The sequence below is a fragment of the Mesorhizobium sp. B3-1-8 genome, from assembly GCF_006439495.1.
GTDB lineage: Bacteria > Pseudomonadota > Alphaproteobacteria > Rhizobiales > Rhizobiaceae > Mesorhizobium.
On sequence record NZ_VFTK01000024.1, the window covers coordinates 63,066 to 77,896 of the forward strand.

Annotated in this window: 12 protein-coding genes; 7 read left to right on the top strand and 5 right to left on the bottom strand. The window is 63.9% G+C overall.

The window, feature by feature from the left end; translation table 11 throughout:
- Nucleotides 1–220 precede the first annotated feature (220 nt).
- Complete coding sequence (locus FJ424_RS21880) at nt 221–1,081, bottom strand: hypothetical protein (RefSeq protein WP_140654933.1); 861 nt, start codon at nt 1,079–1,081, stop codon at nt 221–223.
- Between the two features lie 370 nt (nt 1,082–1,451).
- Between FJ424_RS21880 and glmM the strand changes: the two genes are divergently transcribed.
- From glmM to serA, 5 genes are all read left to right on the top strand, one after another.
- Entirely contained in the window at nt 1,452–2,804 is a 1,353-nt protein-coding gene (glmM, locus tag FJ424_RS21885; RefSeq protein ID WP_140654936.1) for a phosphoglucosamine mutase, read from the top strand.
- 220 nt (nt 2,805–3,024) lie between these two features.
- Nucleotides 3,025–3,870, top strand: coding sequence for an outer membrane protein (locus tag FJ424_RS21890; RefSeq protein ID WP_140654939.1), 846 nt, complete (start codon nt 3,025–3,027; stop codon nt 3,868–3,870).
- A gap of 203 nt (nt 3,871–4,073) precedes the next feature.
- Entirely contained in the window at nt 4,074–4,859 is a 786-nt protein-coding gene (locus FJ424_RS21895) for an outer membrane protein (RefSeq protein ID WP_140654941.1), read from the top strand.
- Between the two features lie 195 nt (nt 4,860–5,054).
- Nucleotides 5,055–6,230, top strand: a complete 1,176-nt coding sequence (locus FJ424_RS21900; RefSeq protein WP_140654944.1) for a phosphoserine transaminase — start codon at nt 5,055–5,057, stop codon at nt 6,228–6,230.
- Between the two features lie 64 nt (nt 6,231–6,294).
- The gene (gene serA, locus FJ424_RS21905) at nt 6,295–7,896 is read left to right on the top strand and encodes a phosphoglycerate dehydrogenase (RefSeq protein WP_140654946.1); all 1,602 of its coding nucleotides are present in this window, start codon (nt 6,295–6,297) and stop codon (nt 7,894–7,896) included.
- Nucleotides 7,897–8,004: 108 nt separating this feature from the next.
- Here the strand turns inward: serA and FJ424_RS21910 are convergent, their stop codons facing one another.
- Nucleotides 8,005–8,904 carry a DMT family transporter gene (locus tag FJ424_RS21910; RefSeq protein WP_140654949.1) on the bottom strand — a complete coding sequence of 300 codons (900 nt, stop codon included), beginning with the start codon at nt 8,902–8,904 and terminating at the stop codon, nt 8,005–8,007.
- Between the two features lie 320 nt (nt 8,905–9,224).
- Here FJ424_RS21910 and FJ424_RS21915 point away from each other — a divergent pair, with 320 nt between their 5' ends.
- A complete protein-coding gene (locus tag FJ424_RS21915) occupies nt 9,225–10,523 on the top strand; it encodes an adenylosuccinate synthase (protein ID WP_140645843.1) in 1,299 nt (432 codons plus the stop codon).
- A 68-nt stretch (nt 10,524–10,591) separates the two neighbouring features.
- A complete protein-coding gene (locus tag FJ424_RS21920) occupies nt 10,592–12,388 on the top strand; it encodes a hypothetical protein (protein ID WP_140654952.1) in 1,797 nt (598 codons plus the stop codon).
- A 30-nt stretch (nt 12,389–12,418) separates the two neighbouring features.
- Here FJ424_RS21920 and FJ424_RS21925 read toward each other — a convergent pair whose 3' ends face one another.
- From FJ424_RS21925 to FJ424_RS21935, 3 genes are read right to left on the bottom strand one after another with little or no spacing between them, the layout of a single operon-like run.
- Complete coding sequence (locus FJ424_RS21925; RefSeq protein ID WP_140654955.1) at nt 12,419–12,718, bottom strand: CcdB family protein; 300 nt, start codon at nt 12,716–12,718, stop codon at nt 12,419–12,421.
- Nucleotides 12,718–12,960 carry a type II toxin-antitoxin system CcdA family antitoxin gene (locus FJ424_RS21930; protein ID WP_140645840.1) on the bottom strand — a complete coding sequence of 81 codons (243 nt, stop codon included), beginning with the start codon at nt 12,958–12,960 and terminating at the stop codon, nt 12,718–12,720. The genes FJ424_RS21925 and FJ424_RS21930 overlap by 1 nt, the downstream gene beginning before the upstream one ends.
- A gap of 55 nt (nt 12,961–13,015) precedes the next feature.
- Nucleotides 13,016–14,830: an ABC-F family ATP-binding cassette domain-containing protein gene (locus FJ424_RS21935; protein WP_140654958.1), complete on the bottom strand. Its 1,815-nt coding sequence runs from the start codon at nt 14,828–14,830 to the stop codon at nt 13,016–13,018.
- Between the last annotated feature and the right edge of the window lies 1 nt (nt 14,831).

Below are 14,831 nucleotides of genomic sequence, written 5' to 3' on the forward strand. Positions count from 1 at the left end.
TGCGGTCGTCATTCTAGGGCGGGGCAAGGAGCGGAGCGACGCGCGCAGACCCTGGAATCCATGCCGTGATGCTAAGGCGTTGCAACGGTTGAGAATTTTGCTTCGATGCGTAGCCGACGGCGAGCCTCCTTGTAGCGTGGGTATGACCTTTGTTAGCCACCCAACAAAAAGGCCCGCGCATCTTGCGATGCGCGGGCCTTCTCTGGAAGAGACTAAGCGATCAGCTCTTCAGCTTGGCATTGCACAGGCTGTAGAAGCCGCCGCCCTTCTGGATCCACTTCAGGCCGTTCAGCGTGTTGGCATCCTTGTTGGCGTAGTACTGCTCGAGGCAGGTATGCATGCGGCCCTTGGCCGGGGTCTCGGTGGCGAATTTCGGCGAAATCGCCTTCGGGAAGCTGACGCCCTTCGGCGCGGCGACGGACGGTTTCGCCGGCTCGTTGGTGTAGGTGGCTTCCGTCGGAGCCGGCACGGTGTCGTCATCGTCGGCGCCCGCGCCACACTCGGCCTTGCGGAAGTCGTTCCACTTCATGCCCTTGAGCGTGTTCGCCGTTTTCGCAGCCTGGTACTTGGTGCTGCATTCGGCCATGCTCAGGCCCTTGCCGCCGTCGGCAGCCGCGGTCGAGGTCTTGGCCGTCTTGGCGGGCGCGGTTGCCGCCGCGGCGGTTGCGCCGGCGCCGCACTCGGCCTTGCGGAAGTCGTTCCACTTCATGCCGTTCAGCGTGCCGGCGGATTTCGCAGCCTGGTATTTGGCGCTGCATTCCTTGGAGCTCAGGCCCTTGGCGGCGTCGTCGGTAGCGGCGGCGGCCGCCTTCGTCTTCTTGGCGGGCTTGGTGTCGGCGGCCTTCGTATCGGTCGCCGCCTTGGCGTCTGTCGCCGCCTTGGTGTCGGTGGCGGCGGAAGCGTCGCTGCCGCACTGCGCCTTGCGGTACTGGTTCCAGGTCTGGCCAGCGAGCGTTCCCGCATCCTTGGCCGCGTTATACTTGGTGCTGCACTCGGCCATGGTCAGCGCGTTGGCCGGCGCCGCCAAGAACAAGGTTGCGACGGTGATACCCGTCAAAGCTGCAAGTCTATGAATAAGCATGGCGTTTTCTCCCTTGCTGCCGCCAATAAGTGTCCCTATGCCAAAATCAATAACTCTCAATGTCCGGTTGCGCCAGATGCTTCCGGCATGGGCACCGTCACAAAGTGTGTTGCTCCCGATAAGGTGATGAATTGCTTGCCGGTTCGCCGCCAGTCAAGCTTTGCCGGTGGATAGGGCGCCGAAGAGCCTCGCACGGGCAGGTGTAGCGCCGCCAAGTCAAAGGTGGTGATAGGCTGCCGAATCACTTGCGCCGCCCGCGACAATGTTTTTCTAAGGATTGGTAATATATAATCACGAAATTTGATGATCGGATGCGGCCCCAATTGTGGCAATACGGGCGGCTGAAGAACCGACGGGGACTGTAAGGCACATGGCAGGTCAGTATTTCGGCACCGACGGTATCCGCGGACGCGCCAACAAATTTCCGATGACGGCCGAGGTCGCCATGCGCGTCGGCATGGCCGCCGGGCTCTCCTTCCAGCGCGGCAATCATCGTCATCGCGTCGTGCTCGGCAAGGACACGCGGCTTTCCGGCTACATGATCGAGAACGCGATGGTGGCGGGCCTGTGCGCCGCCGGCATGGACGTGTTCCTGCTCGGTCCCATACCGACGCCCGCGGTCGCGATGCTGGTGCGCTCATTGCGCGCCGACATCGGCGTGATGATCTCGGCCTCGCACAATCCTTACTACGACAACGGCATCAAGCTCTTCGGTCCCGACGGATACAAGCTCTCCGACGAGATCGAGGAGCGCATCGAAGGCATGCTCGACAAGGACATCGAGCTGGCGCTCGCCGATTCCGACGGGCTCGGCCGGGCCAAGCGCGTCGACGGCGTGCATGATCGCTATATCGAATTCGCCAAGCGCACGCTGCCGCGCTCGATGTCGCTTTCGGGCCTGCGGATCGTCGTCGACTGCGCGAACGGCGCAGCCTACAAGGTGGCGCCCGAGGCGCTGTGGGAACTCGGCGCCGAGGTGGTGGCGATCAATGTCGAGCCGAACGGCTTCAACATCAACAAGGAATGCGGCTCGACCCATCCGGCCGGCCTGCAGAAGAAGGTGCACGAGGTGCGCGCCGACATCGGCATCGCGCTCGACGGCGACGCCGACCGCGTCGTCATCGTCGACGAGAACGGCGCGATCGTCGACGGCGACCAGATCATGGCGCTGATCGCCGAATCCTGGCACCAGAGCGGAAGGTTGGCCGGCGGCGGCGTCGTCTCCACCGTGATGTCCAATCTCGGCCTGGAACGCTTCCTCGGCGACATGAAGCTGCAGCTGCACCGGACCAAGGTCGGCGACCGCTACGTGGTCGAGCATATGCGCGCGCACGGCTTGAATGTCGGCGGCGAGCAGTCGGGCCACATCGTGCTTTCCGATTTCTCGACCACCGGCGACGGCCTCGTCTCGGCGCTGCAGGTGCTGGCCTGCATCAAGCGGCAGAACCGCCCGGTCAGCGAGCTGTCGAAGAAGTTCGAGCCGGTGCCGCAGCTCCTGAAGAATGTCCGCATCTCGGGCGGCAAGCCGCTGGAGGAAGCGCCGGTCAAGGCGGCGATCGAGGAAGGGCGCAACCGGCTCGGCACGTCCGGCCGCCTCGTCATCCGGCCCTCGGGCACCGAGCCGCTCATCCGCGTCATGGCCGAGGGCGACGATCCGCAGCTGGTCGAAGCGGTCGTCAACGATATTGTCGGCATCCTGCAGGAAACCCGCAGCGCCGCCTGAAGCCGGCCGCCGGGTTTCAACAAGGTCTTCAAGCCCGTCGCCAGGCGGGCTTTTTCGTCGCCGAGCGGGTCATTCGGACAACGGGGTTCCCTCTAAAATTGTATAGATTCGTGGTTAATCGGTACGGTTAAACGGCTTTTAACCTTTGCAATTCATTATCCACACCCGAGGTCAATCATCTTCGGGCGATGTCGTCCCGAGGCTTCTTAGGGGTGACAGAATGTTCAAAACAGCAAGAATGGCATTGCTTGCCGCGCTGTTCGCGGGCTTGGCCGGACCGCTCTTCGCGGCCGACCTCCCCGAACCGCAAATCGAAGAGGCGCCGCCGCCGGTCGTCGAACAGCAGCCGATCGATGTCGGCGGCTGGTACATCCGCGGCGACATCGACTATCACAAGTCGACCGTGCGCGGCATCGACTACATGACCTACGCTGTCGATCCTTGTAACTGCTCGGTCACGCCCGGCAGCAAGAGCTTCGATTTCGGCAAGCTCAAGGGCGGCTTCTCGCTCGGCGGCGGCGTCGGCTACAAGATCAACGATTATTTTCGCACGGACGTGACCGCGGACTACTGGTTCAAGTCGAACTTCAACGGCCAGACTTCGGACCTGACGACCACGCCGGTCCAGATATCGACTGAAGTGTCGAGCATGAGCGCCCTGCTGCTCTTGGCCAATGCCTATGTCGATATCGGCACCTGGCACGGCGTCACGCCCTATGTCGGCGCCGGCATCGGCGGCGCGCACGTCAAGTGGGACACGGTCCATGATCCGAATACCACGGAGACCAATCCCGGCTCTTCCAACTGGCGCTTCGCCTATGCCCTCATGGCCGGCGCGTCCTACTGCCTGACCGACAGGGTGATCCTCGACGCGGGCTACCGCTTCACCCACATCCAGGGCGGGCGCATGTTCGACTGGGATGCGAGCAGCGCCGGACCGGGCTTCGATCGCGGCATCAATACCCATGAAGTGCGCGGCGGCCTGCGCTACCAGTTCGGCGGCAACAATGGCTGCGCCGCCCCGGTGGCCTACCAGCCGGAACCGGAACCGATCTACACCAAGTAATCGTCTTCATTATCTCGAAATTCGTCAGCCGCCCGGCGCCAGCCGGGCGGCCTTCGCTTTCCTATGACCCGCTAAAATCCAATCAAAATCAATTCGGTAACCGGCTGTTATCCTTAACCCGCACTTAACCACTATGGTTAACAATGGCTCCTTGAAACGGCGCCCGCGTTCGCGGCTGGCGCCAATTTCGGGAGCCGGGGACCATGATATCCAGATCGCGTATCGCGTCAGCGCTTGCCGCAACCATCCTGTTGCCGATGACGCCGGCGCTGGCGGCGGACTACGATCCGCCGGTCTATGCCGACCAGGCGCCGGACTACCAGCCGGTCGAGATCGGCTCGGGCTGGTACCTGCGCGGCGATGTCGCCTATCTGCCGCAGAAGAGCTTCAAAAACGGGGATTTCACCTTCCCGTCAGCGATCGCCAGCGCAAGCTTCAGCGAGAGCGAGGACGCCTATTTCGCGAGCGTCGGCTTCGGGTATCATTTCAATGACTATCTCCGCGCCGATCTCAACCTCGGATACCTGCCCGGCAACAAAGCCAGCTTCAGCTATGACGACACAGCCACCGTGGTGGCGCCGGCAACGGCGACCGTGGGAGCTGGAAGCCTCAAGAACTATGCCTTCTCAGGCATATTGAACGGCTATGTCGACCTTGGCACATATGTCGGCGTCACGCCCTATATTGGCGCTGGTATCGGCATCGTTCAAAGCAAATACAGCCTTTCGGCGGATTATTTCACCGACAACGGTGACGCAAGCGACGACTTCTCTCAGCGCAGCAGCAAAACGAAATATTCCTTGGCGTACACATTGAACGCCGGCCTTGCCTACCAGGTCTCGAAGAATGTCCTGATCGATCTTGGCTATCAGTATTTCTCCGCGCCCGATGCCGAATATGTTACGGCCGCAAGCCTGAATTCCTTCCCTGTCCACAAGGGGATCAGCAACCATCAGATCAAGCTTGGGCTGCGTTACGATCTCTGGTGAGCGGAGTAGGCGCAGAGGTTTCGACGGCGGGTCCTGAAGGCCCCGCCGTTTTCGTTTCGGATCGAGCATCATTCGAAGGGAATATCCTGACAGCGACAAAAACTTTGTTCTTGACGCCGAAGGTCTAAGCGCATATCGCCGTCCGTGGGCCACCCCTCCCCAACGAGGGGCCACTATCTGGAAGGATAGACCACGATGACGACGCTTACCAAGCCCGGACTCCGTCCGGCCAACCCCAATTTCTCTTCAGGTCCTTGTGCAAAACGCCCCGGCTGGTCGGTCGAGGCGCTCAAAGCTGCCGCGCTCGGGCGCTCTCACCGCGCCAAGATCGGCAAAAGCAAGCTCGAGCAGGCGATCGAGCTGACGCGTGAAATCCTCAAGGTTCCCGCGGACTACCGCATCGGCATCGTGCCGGCGTCGGATACCGGCGCTGTCGAGATGGCGCTGTGGTCGCTGCTCGGCGAGCGCGGCGTCGACATGGTCGCCTGGGAAAGTTTCGGCTCCGGCTGGGTGACCGATGTCGTCAAGCAGCTGAAGCTCGCCGACATGCGCAAGATCGAGGCCGGCTACGGCGAACTGCCCGACCTGACCCAGATCGACTTCGACCGCGACGTCGTCTTCACCTGGAACGGCACGACCTCGGGCGTGCGCGTGCCGAATGGCGATTTCATTCCTACGAACCGCAAGGGCCTGACCATTTGCGACGCGACGTCGGCCGCCTTCGCGCAGCGGCTCGATTTCGAAAAGCTCGATGTTATCACCTTTTCCTGGCAGAAGGTGCTGGGCGGCGAGGGCGCGCATGGCATGCTGATCCTCAGCCCGCGCGCCGTCGCCCGGCTGGAGACCTACAAGCCGGCCTGGCCGCTGCCGAAGATCTTCCGCCTGACCTCGGGCGGCAAGCTGATCGAGGGCATCTTCAAGGGCGAGACCATCAACACGCCGTCGATGCTGTGCGTCGAGGATTATCTCGACGCGCTCCACTGGGCGAAGTCGATCGGCGGGCTCGAGGCGCTGATTGCCCGCGCGGACGCCAATGCCGCGGTGCTCAACCGGTTCGCCGACAAGTCGGCGTGGCTCGGCCACCTCGCCGTCGATCCGGCGACGCGCTCGAACACGTCCGTGTGCCTTTCGTTCACCGACGCGCAAGTGGCGGCGCTCGATGCGGACGGGCAGGCGGCCTTCGCCAAGGGTATCGTGTCTTCGCTCGACAAGGAGGGCGTCGCCTACGACATCGGCTCCTACCGCGACGCGCCGCCCGGCCTGCGCATCTGGTGCGGCGCCACCGTCGAGACCGCCGATCTCGAAGCGTTGCTGCCCTGGCTCGACTGGGCCTTCGCCACGCAAAAGGCGTCGCTCAAGGCAGCGGCCTGAAATCCGTGGCGCCTCCGGCCGCCACCATTTTCCGACACATCCAATCCCCTTCAAGGAGGCCGTGATGGCGCCCCGCGTTCTCGTTTCGGATAAACTTTCCACCACCGCTGTGCAGATCTTCAAGGATCGCGGCATCGAGGTCGACTACTTGCCCGACCTCGGCAAGGACAAGGAAAAGCTGCTTGAGGTGATCGGCCAGTATGACGGCCTCGCCATCCGCTCGGCGACCAAGGTCACCGAGAAACTGATCAATGCCGCCAGCAGGCTCAAGGTCGTCGGACGTGCCGGTATCGGCGTCGACAATGTCGACATCCCGGCCGCCAGCCGTAAGGGCATCATCGTGATGAACACGCCCTTCGGCAATTCGATCACCACGGCCGAGCATGCGGTGGCGATGATCTTCGCGCTGGCGCGACAGATACCGGAAGCCAATGCCTCGACCCATTCCGGCAAGTGGGAAAAGAACCGCTTCATGGGTGTCGAGATCACCAGCAAGACGCTGGGCGTGATCGGCTGCGGTAATATCGGCTCGATCGTCGCCACGCGCGGCGTCGGCCTGAAGATGCATGTGATCGCCTTCGACCCGTTCCTGTCGGACAGCCGCGCCGAGGAGCTCGGCGTCCAGAAGGTCGAGCTCGACGAGCTCTTCGCCCGCGCCGACTTCATCACCTTGCACACGCCGCTGACCGACAAGACGCGCAACATCATCGATGCGGCTGCGATCGCCAAGATGAAAGACGGCGTGCGCATCATCAATTGCGCCCGCGGCGGGCTGGTCGTCGAGGCGGACCTGGTCGCGGCGCTGAAGAGCGGCAAGGTGGCGGGCGCCGGCATCGACGTGTTCGAGGTCGAGCCGGCCGAGCAGAACGCGCTGTTCGGCATGGATAATGTCGTGGCGACCCCGCATCTCGGCGCCTCGACCACCGAGGCGCAGGAAAATGTCGCGCTGCAGGTCGCCGAGCAGATGAGCGACTACCTGATCAAGGGCGCGGTCTCCAACGCCATCAACATGCCTTCGATCAGCGCCGAGGAGGCGCCACGGCTGAAGCCTTTCGTCAAGCTCGCCGAAGTGCTCGGCGCCTTTGTCGGCCAGGTCACCGAGGATCCGATCAAGGAGGTCGAGATCCTGTTCGACGGCTCGACCGCGACGATGAACACGCGCGCGCTGGTGAGCGCGGCGCTTGCCGGCCTCATCCGGCCGCAGGTCTCCGACGTCAACATGGTGTCGGCGCCGATCATGGTGAAGGAGCGCGGCATCATCGTTGCCGAGGTCAAGCGCGACAAGTCGGGCGTGTTCGACGGCTACATCAAGCTCACCGTCAAGACCGAGCACAGGACGCGCTCGATCGCCGGCACCTGCTTTTCCGACGGCAAGCCGCGCTTCATCCAGATCAAGGGCATCAATCTCGACGCCGAGGTCGGCCAGCACATGCTCTACACCACCAATGCCGACGCGCCCGGCATCATCGGCCTGCTTGGCACGGTGTGCGGCGAGAACGGCGTCAACATCGCCAACTTCCAGCTCGGCCGCAACCGGCCGGGCGGCGATGCGATCGCGCTGCTTTATCTCGACGCGCCCTTCCCGGAAAAAGTGCTGGAGCAGGTGCGCGCGCATAAGTCGATCGACTCGGCGAAGCGGCTTCGCTTCGACGTCGGTGCCGAGTAGTCGATCATCCATCGTCCGACATGAAATGCCCCGCCTGCAGCAGCAGGCGGGCCGCTAATTTATGATATGGCCGTCACCCGGCGGTTGCTTGGCGCATGATTTGAGACATCACCCTGCCTGCAGCGCTGCTCGGCTGCCGCTGTATTCGGCAAGTGCAATGCCGCCGAGGACAAGCGCCAGCGCGAAAGCCTGATAGGCCTGAAACTGCTCGCCGACGATCAGCACCGAAAGCAGCGTGCCGAAGATCGGCACCAGGTTGATGAACAGGCCGGCGCGGTTGGCGCCGATCAATTCGTTGCCCTTGATGTAGAGGACCTGCGAGACGACCGAGGCGCCAAGCGCCGTATAGAGCGTGAGCGCCCATCCACGCGCATCCGGCACGATGACGCGGCCAGATGCGACCTCCCAGACGAAGAAGGGCACGGAGATCAGCAGCGCGGCGATCGACAGCGCCAGCATGAAACTCTGCCAGCGGATTGCCGGCTTGAGGCGCAGCCCCACCGAATAGAGGCTGTAGCAAAGCACCGCGACAAGCATGATGGCGTCGCCGAAGTTGAGATCGAGCTTCAAGAGCTGGCCGAGGTCGCCATGACTGGCGGTCAGCGCGACGCCGACGATGGTGAGGACGACGCCGACGACCTGCAGAGGCTGCACGCGCAGCCTGAACAGCACGAAATTGGCAAGGATGATGACGATCGGGATGGCCGCCTGCTCGATCGAGACGTTGATGGCGGTCGTGTAGTTGAGCGCGGTGTAGAAGATGACGTTGAAGATGGTGAAGCCGCAGGCGCCGAGGCCGGCAAGCAACCTCCAGTGCCTGCGCACTTCAGGCCAATCCTCGCGCAGCGTCCGCCAGCCGATGGGCAGCAGGATCAGCACCGCCATCACCCAGCGCAGGAACACCAGCGTCATCGGCGAGACATGGCCGACGGCAAGCTTGCCCGCCACCGAATTGCCGCCCCACAGGAGCATGGTCGACAGAAGGAACAGATAGGCGGCTCGGTGCATGGAGGTTCCGGCCTCGGTGTTCGAGGATTCAGCCCGGCCTAGAGTGGAGGCGGCGGCAAGTAAATGATGCGAAAGCCGGAATTTGTTGTGCCTGGATCAGGTTGACGTTTCGCCGGCGGCGTCGTTTTGATCCAACTCCTGTGTGGGGCATGGTCACTTGCGAAAGCCGGTTCCCGCTTTTTGGGTCCGCTGACCTTCGGTTCGGGGTCATGCTCCAAGGATGGTTTCGGCGGCAAAGAAAGGGTCGCGCCCGCCTGCGCTAGACGCTATAGAGGCCTGTCGTTTCAGGCCGCCCGCGCGGCATTTCAAGGGAAAAGAACATGGCCAATGTGGTGGTCGTCGGCTCGCAATGGGGCGACGAAGGCAAGGGCAAGATCGTCGACTGGCTGTCGGAACGGGCCGATGTGGTCGTGCGCTTCCAGGGCGGCCACAATGCCGGCCATACGCTGGTCGTCGACGGCAAGGTCTACAAGCTGTCGCTGCTGCCCTCGGGCGTGGTGCGGGAAGGCAAGCTTTCGATCATCGGCAATGGCGTGGTGTTCGATCCGCATGCCTTCGTCGCCGAAGCCAAGAAGCTCAAGGAGCAGGGCGTGGAGGTCACGCCGGAGCGCCTGAAAATAGCCGAAAACACCGCGCTTATCCTGTCGCTGCACCGGGAGCTGGACGGATTCCGCGAAGACGCCGCCTCAAATTCCGGAACCAAGATAGGCACGACCCGCCGCGGCATCGGCCCCGCCTATGAGGACAAGGTGGGACGGCGCGCGGTGCGGGTGATGGATTTGGCGGATTTGGAAACACTTCCCTTGAAGGTCGACAGGCTGCTGACGCACCACAACGCGCTGCGTCGCGGGCTCGGCCATGCGGAAGCGACGCATGAGGCGATCATGCAGGAGCTGACCTCGGTGGCCGCCGAGATCCTGCCCTACATGGACCGTGTCTGGAAGGTGCTCGACGACAAGCGTCGCGCCGGCGAGCGCATCCTGTTCGAGGGCGCGCAGGGCACGCTGCTCGACATCGACCACGGTACCTATCCCTTCGTCACCTCGTCCAACACCGTGGCCGGGCAGGCGGCTGCCGGCTCGGGCGTGGGCCCCGGCGTCATCGGTTATGTGCTCGGCATCACCAAGGCCTACACGACGCGCGTCGGCGAGGGACCGTTCCCGACCGAGCAGAAGAACGAGATCGGCGAGTTCCTCGGCACGCGCGGCCATGAGTTCGGCGTGGTCACCGGCCGCAAGCGCCGCTGCGGCTGGTTCGACGCCGTGCTGGTGCGCCAGGCCGTCGCCGTCAACGGCATCAAGGGTATCGCTCTCACCAAGCTCGACGTGCTCGACGGGCTGGACGAGATCAAGGTCTGCACGGGCTACAGGCTCGATGGCGAGACGATCGATTACCTGCCGGCGAGCCAGGGCGCGCAAGCGCGGGTCGAGCCCATCTACGAGACGCTCGAAGGCTGGAAGGGAACCACGGCCGGCGCCAGAAGCTGGAACGATTTGCCGGCGCAAGCCGTCAAATATGTCCGCCATATCGAGGAGCTGATCGGCGCCCCGGTGGCGCTGCTCTCCACCAGCCCCGAGCGGGACGACACAATACTTGTGACCGATCCGTTTCAAGACTAGTTTCACAGCCCTTCCCGGCGCTACGGCTGATTTGCGGCCGGCGGGAAAGAATGCAGGTCACCTGACGCATGGCAGATTTCGTTAGTGTTCTGAAAAAGCAGATCGACAAGAAGGTGGACCCTTCGTTCGAGGTGCGCAAACAGATATACGACGGTGCCCGCGCGGTGCTGGCGAAGAAGCTCGCCGAGTATTCCCCGCCGCTTGCGCCCGATGTCGTCAGCAAGCAGAAGCGCTCGCTGGAAGATGCCATCTCCAGCGTCGAGCGCGAATATGCCAAACCCGTTCCGGCCGAGGATCCGCTGGCGGAGCTGGAGCATATTTTCTCCTCCATCGACCGCAACAAGAACCAGCCGAGCCATTCCCGCCAGCCGGCGGCGCCTGAGCCTGCCAAGCCGGATCCGTTCAAATCCGAACCGTTCAGGCCGGCGCCCGCGCCCGCCAGGACGGAACCAAGCTGGCAAAGCGCGCCGAAGGCGGAGCCCGCGCGGCAGAACCCCGTGAAAGCCGAGCCGGCGTGGCAGAACACGGCAAGGACGGAGCCGAACTGGCAGACCGCGCCAAAGGCCGAACCAGCCTGGCAGAAGGCGCCGCCGCCGATGCCGTCGCCGCGCGAGGACGATATAGGCCTGACGGGCATGGACGATGCCGATGACGGCGGCGATGTCTTTGCCAATGACGAGCAGCCGGCGGCCGATACCTTCCAGCGCCTGCGGCCACAGCGGCAGGAACGCAAGCGCAGCTATGGCGGCTTGATCGCCGCTCTCATCGCGCTGTTGGTGCTCGCCGGCGGCGGCTACGGCATATGGCTGAACAAGAATGCGTTCGGCTCGCTCTTCGGCCTTGGCGGCGGCAGCAAGACGGTCTCGACCGAGCCGCTGGTCAAGCCGGCTCCGGCCAAGCCGGCGACGGAGACGGCGGCCGCGCCGGCTGCGCCCAGCGCCAGCGAGCCGGCGGACACCGCCAAGTTCACGCAACGCCTGACGCCCGAGGGCAAGGAGACCGATCCCGGTCCGGCCGGCGGACAGGCCACGATCGGCGAAGGCGAATCCGTCGCGGCGCTGACCTCGCGGCCGCCGGCTGCGCCGGTGACGACACCGCCTGTTCCGGCCACGCAAACGCCCGAGGCGCCTGCCGCAACGCCGGCTCCGACCGACGCCGCCAATCCGACGCCGCCAGCGGCCGGAACAACACAGCCCGCGGCTGACGCGGCAACGCAGCCCGCGGCTGGCACCACGCCACCGGCGGCTGGAGCAACGCCGCCGGCCGCAGGCACGACGCCGCCCGCGCCAGCGCCGACGACTGCGATCGTGCCGGTAGGACAGAAGGCGATCTTCTATGAGGAGCGCACCAGCACGCAGCAGGGCACGGCCGAGCCCGGCAGCATCGTCTGGTCGCTGGTGCAGGAATCGCCCGGCGGCGATCTGCCGCCCGAACCGGCGATCCGCGCCGAGGCGACGATCCCCGGCAAGAATATCCAGTTGCGCATGACGATCCGGCGCAACACCGACCAGACGCTGCCGGCCAGCCACATCGTCGAGATGATCTTCCTGACGCCGGAAGGGTTTGACGGCGGCGGCGTCGACAACATCCTGCGCATCGCCATGAAGAGCTCCGAACAGGACGCCGGCAGCCCGCTGATCGGCATTCCGGCCAAGATCGCCGACGGCTTCTTCCTCGTCGCGCTCAACGACACCAAGGCGGACGAGGACGCCAACCTGACGCTGCTTCGCGGCCAGGACTGGATCGACGTGCCGGTGGTCTACAAGACCGGGCGCCGCGCGCTGCTCACCATGGAAAAGGGCATCCCGGGCGAGAAGGTTTTCGACGAGGCGCTGAAGGCCTGGGCGGCGAAGACGTCGGGGTGAGCGGCGGCGGCGACGCAATGGCGCCGCTGCTCAAAATCCCTGAAAAAGCATGTCGAGAGCGGCGACGATCTCGTCATGATGCCTGGCAAGGTTTCCTTCTGCCGCCCGCAATTCCGAAGCCATTACAGCCGAAATGAATTGAGTGACCATCACGTGGTCTTTGCCGTCGACTCTGAAGATCGGATTTAGCCTGCGCGCCGGCAACGGTGCGATGTTGGGCGGCAGAAGCGGAACGACGACGTTGGTGTCGAGGTGTTCCAGTATGTCGGACTGGACATCAAGGAGATAACCGTCGCTTCCTGCGTTCCGATAGAAATCATAACGGGCCATCAAAACAGCCGGTGCTTGGCTAAAGGCAGACCGTTGCGTTTGACATATTCATTGGAGCTTTCGAGCGCTTCCTTGTTCTCTTCCTGCCAGCGACGCGTTTTCTCGGCAGAAATTGCCTTAGCGATCCCTTGCTCGGCAGCGCGGGACATGTTGATGCCCAATGCCTTGGCCTCCTCGATCAATCTGGAATCAATCGAGGTGTTGACCGATTTGCGTTGCGGTTTTGCAGTTGAATGGAGCATGGCCTACCTCTTCATGCGCATAGAATAAGCGCATATCTGCGTGCAAGCAAGCTGCTCATCCCTCCATCTCTTCCCGTAGCATCTCCAGTTCCAGCCACTCTTCCTCAAGCGCGGCCAGCGTCGTGCGCTCCTTGTCGAGCGCGGCAATGGTCTTCTGGAACGAGGCCGGGTCGCGCTCGTAGAAGGACGGGTCGGCGATGTTGTTCTCCAGCCGCGAGATCGAGGCCGTCACCGCCTCGATCTTCTTGGGCAGCGAGTCCAATGCGAATTTCTGCTTGAACGAGAGCTTTTTGGCGGGGCCTTTGGGTACTGCCTGTTCGGCTTTCGATCCAGCCTCGCTCGCCTCGGCCTTCGACCTCGCCTTGCGGTCTTCCAGCTTCGAGCCGCCGCGCTGCGCCAGCATGTCGGAATAGCCGCCGGCATATTCGATCCAGCGGCCGTTGCCGTCCGGCGCGATCACGCTGGTGACGGTGCGGTCGAGGAAGTCGCGGTCGTGGCTGACCAGGATCACGGTTCCGGCAAAGCCCGCGACCAGTTCCTGCAGCAACTCCAGCGTCTCCATGTCGAGATCGTTGGTCGGCTCGTCGAGCACCAGCAAATTCGCCGGCCGCGCCAGCACGCGGGCCAGAAGCAGGCGCGCGCGCTCGCCGCCGGAAAGCTCGCGCACCGGCGTGCGCGCCTGCTCCGGCTTGAACAGGAAATCCTTCATGTAGGAGACGACATGGCGCTGCTCGCCATTGACAACAAGGTTCTCACCGCGCCCGTCGGTGAGGTAATGCGCCAGCGTCTCGGCCGGGTCGACGGCCTCGCGCTTCTGGTCGAGCGTCGCGATCTCCAGATTGACGCCGAGCCGCACGGTGCCGGCATCCGGCGCCAGCTCGCCGGTCAGCATCTTCAACAATGTCGTCTTGCCGGCGCCGTTCGGGCCGACCAGGCCGACGCGGTCGCCGCGCTGGATGCGGGTCGAGAAACCCTTGACCACGGTGAGCTCGCCAAAGCTCTTGTCGATGCCCTTGGCCTCGATCACCAGCTTGCCGGATTCGGCTGCATCGCTCGCCACCATGGTGGCAGTGCCTTCGGCGCCGCGATGGCTGCGGAAGCGCTGGCGCATGGTCTGCAACTCGCCGAGGCGACGCATGTTGCGCTTGCGCCTGGCGGTCACGCCATAGCGCAGCCAGTGCTCCTCGCGCACGATCTGGCGGCCGAGCTTGTGCTGCTCGCGCTCTTCTTCTTCCAGCATCTGGTCGCGCCATTCCTCGAAATGGGCAAAGCCCTTGTCCAGCCGCCGCGTCTGGCCGCGATCGAGCCAGACGGTGGCGCGCGTGACGCGCTCGAGGAAGCGGCGGTCATGCGAGATCAGGATGACGGCGGAGGAGGTGCGGGCGAGTTCCTCTTCCAGCCATTCGATGACCGACAGGTCGAGATGGTTGGTCGGCTCGTCGAGCAGGAGGATATCGGGCTCCGGCGCCATGACGCGGGCAAGCGCGGCGCGGCGCGCCTCGCCACCGGAAAGATCGTTCGGACGCTCCTCGCCGGTCAGGCCGAGATGCTCCATCAGATAGGTGGCGCGATGCGGATCGTCGGCCGGGCCGAGGCCGGCCTCGACATAGGCACGCACGTCGGCGAAGCCGTCCATATCCGGCATCTGCGGCAGATAGCGGACGGTCGCCGAAGGCTGGCGGAACACCTCGCCGTCCTGCGGCTCGATCATGCCGGCGGCGATCTTGAGGAGCGTCGACTTGCCGGAGCCGTTGCGGCCGACCAGCGCGATCTTCTCGCCTGCGGATGCGCTGAGCGCCGCGCCGTCGAGCAGCAGGGTGCCGCCGAAGGTCAGTTTAATGCCGTCGAGATTGAGGAGTGGCGGCGCCATG

Excerpts from the sequence above, each read along its gene's own strand:
- FJ424_RS21880 (WP_140654933.1), bottom strand. The coding sequence starts at position 1,081 with ATGCTTATTCATAGACTTGCAGCTTTGACGGGTATCACCGTCGCAACC.
- glmM (WP_140654936.1), top strand. The coding sequence starts at position 1,452 with ATGGCAGGTCAGTATTTCGGCACCGACGGTATCCGCGGACGCGCCAAC.
- FJ424_RS21890 (WP_140654939.1), top strand. The coding sequence starts at position 3,025 with ATGTTCAAAACAGCAAGAATGGCATTGCTTGCCGCGCTGTTCGCGGGC.
- FJ424_RS21895 (WP_140654941.1), top strand. The coding sequence starts at position 4,074 with ATGATATCCAGATCGCGTATCGCGTCAGCGCTTGCCGCAACCATCCTG.
- FJ424_RS21900 (WP_140654944.1), top strand. The coding sequence starts at position 5,055 with ATGACGACGCTTACCAAGCCCGGACTCCGTCCGGCCAACCCCAATTTC.
- serA (WP_140654946.1), top strand. The coding sequence starts at position 6,295 with ATGGCGCCCCGCGTTCTCGTTTCGGATAAACTTTCCACCACCGCTGTG.
- FJ424_RS21910 (WP_140654949.1), bottom strand. The coding sequence starts at position 8,904 with ATGCACCGAGCCGCCTATCTGTTCCTTCTGTCGACCATGCTCCTGTGG.
- FJ424_RS21915 (WP_140645843.1), top strand. The coding sequence starts at position 9,225 with ATGGCCAATGTGGTGGTCGTCGGCTCGCAATGGGGCGACGAAGGCAAG.
- FJ424_RS21920 (WP_140654952.1), top strand. The coding sequence starts at position 10,592 with ATGGCAGATTTCGTTAGTGTTCTGAAAAAGCAGATCGACAAGAAGGTG.
- FJ424_RS21925 (WP_140654955.1), bottom strand. The coding sequence starts at position 12,718 with ATGGCCCGTTATGATTTCTATCGGAACGCAGGAAGCGACGGTTATCTC.
- FJ424_RS21930 (WP_140645840.1), bottom strand. The coding sequence starts at position 12,960 with ATGCTCCATTCAACTGCAAAACCGCAACGCAAATCGGTCAACACCTCG.
- FJ424_RS21935 (WP_140654958.1), bottom strand. The coding sequence starts at position 14,830 with ATGGCGCCGCCACTCCTCAATCTCGACGGCATTAAACTGACCTTCGGC.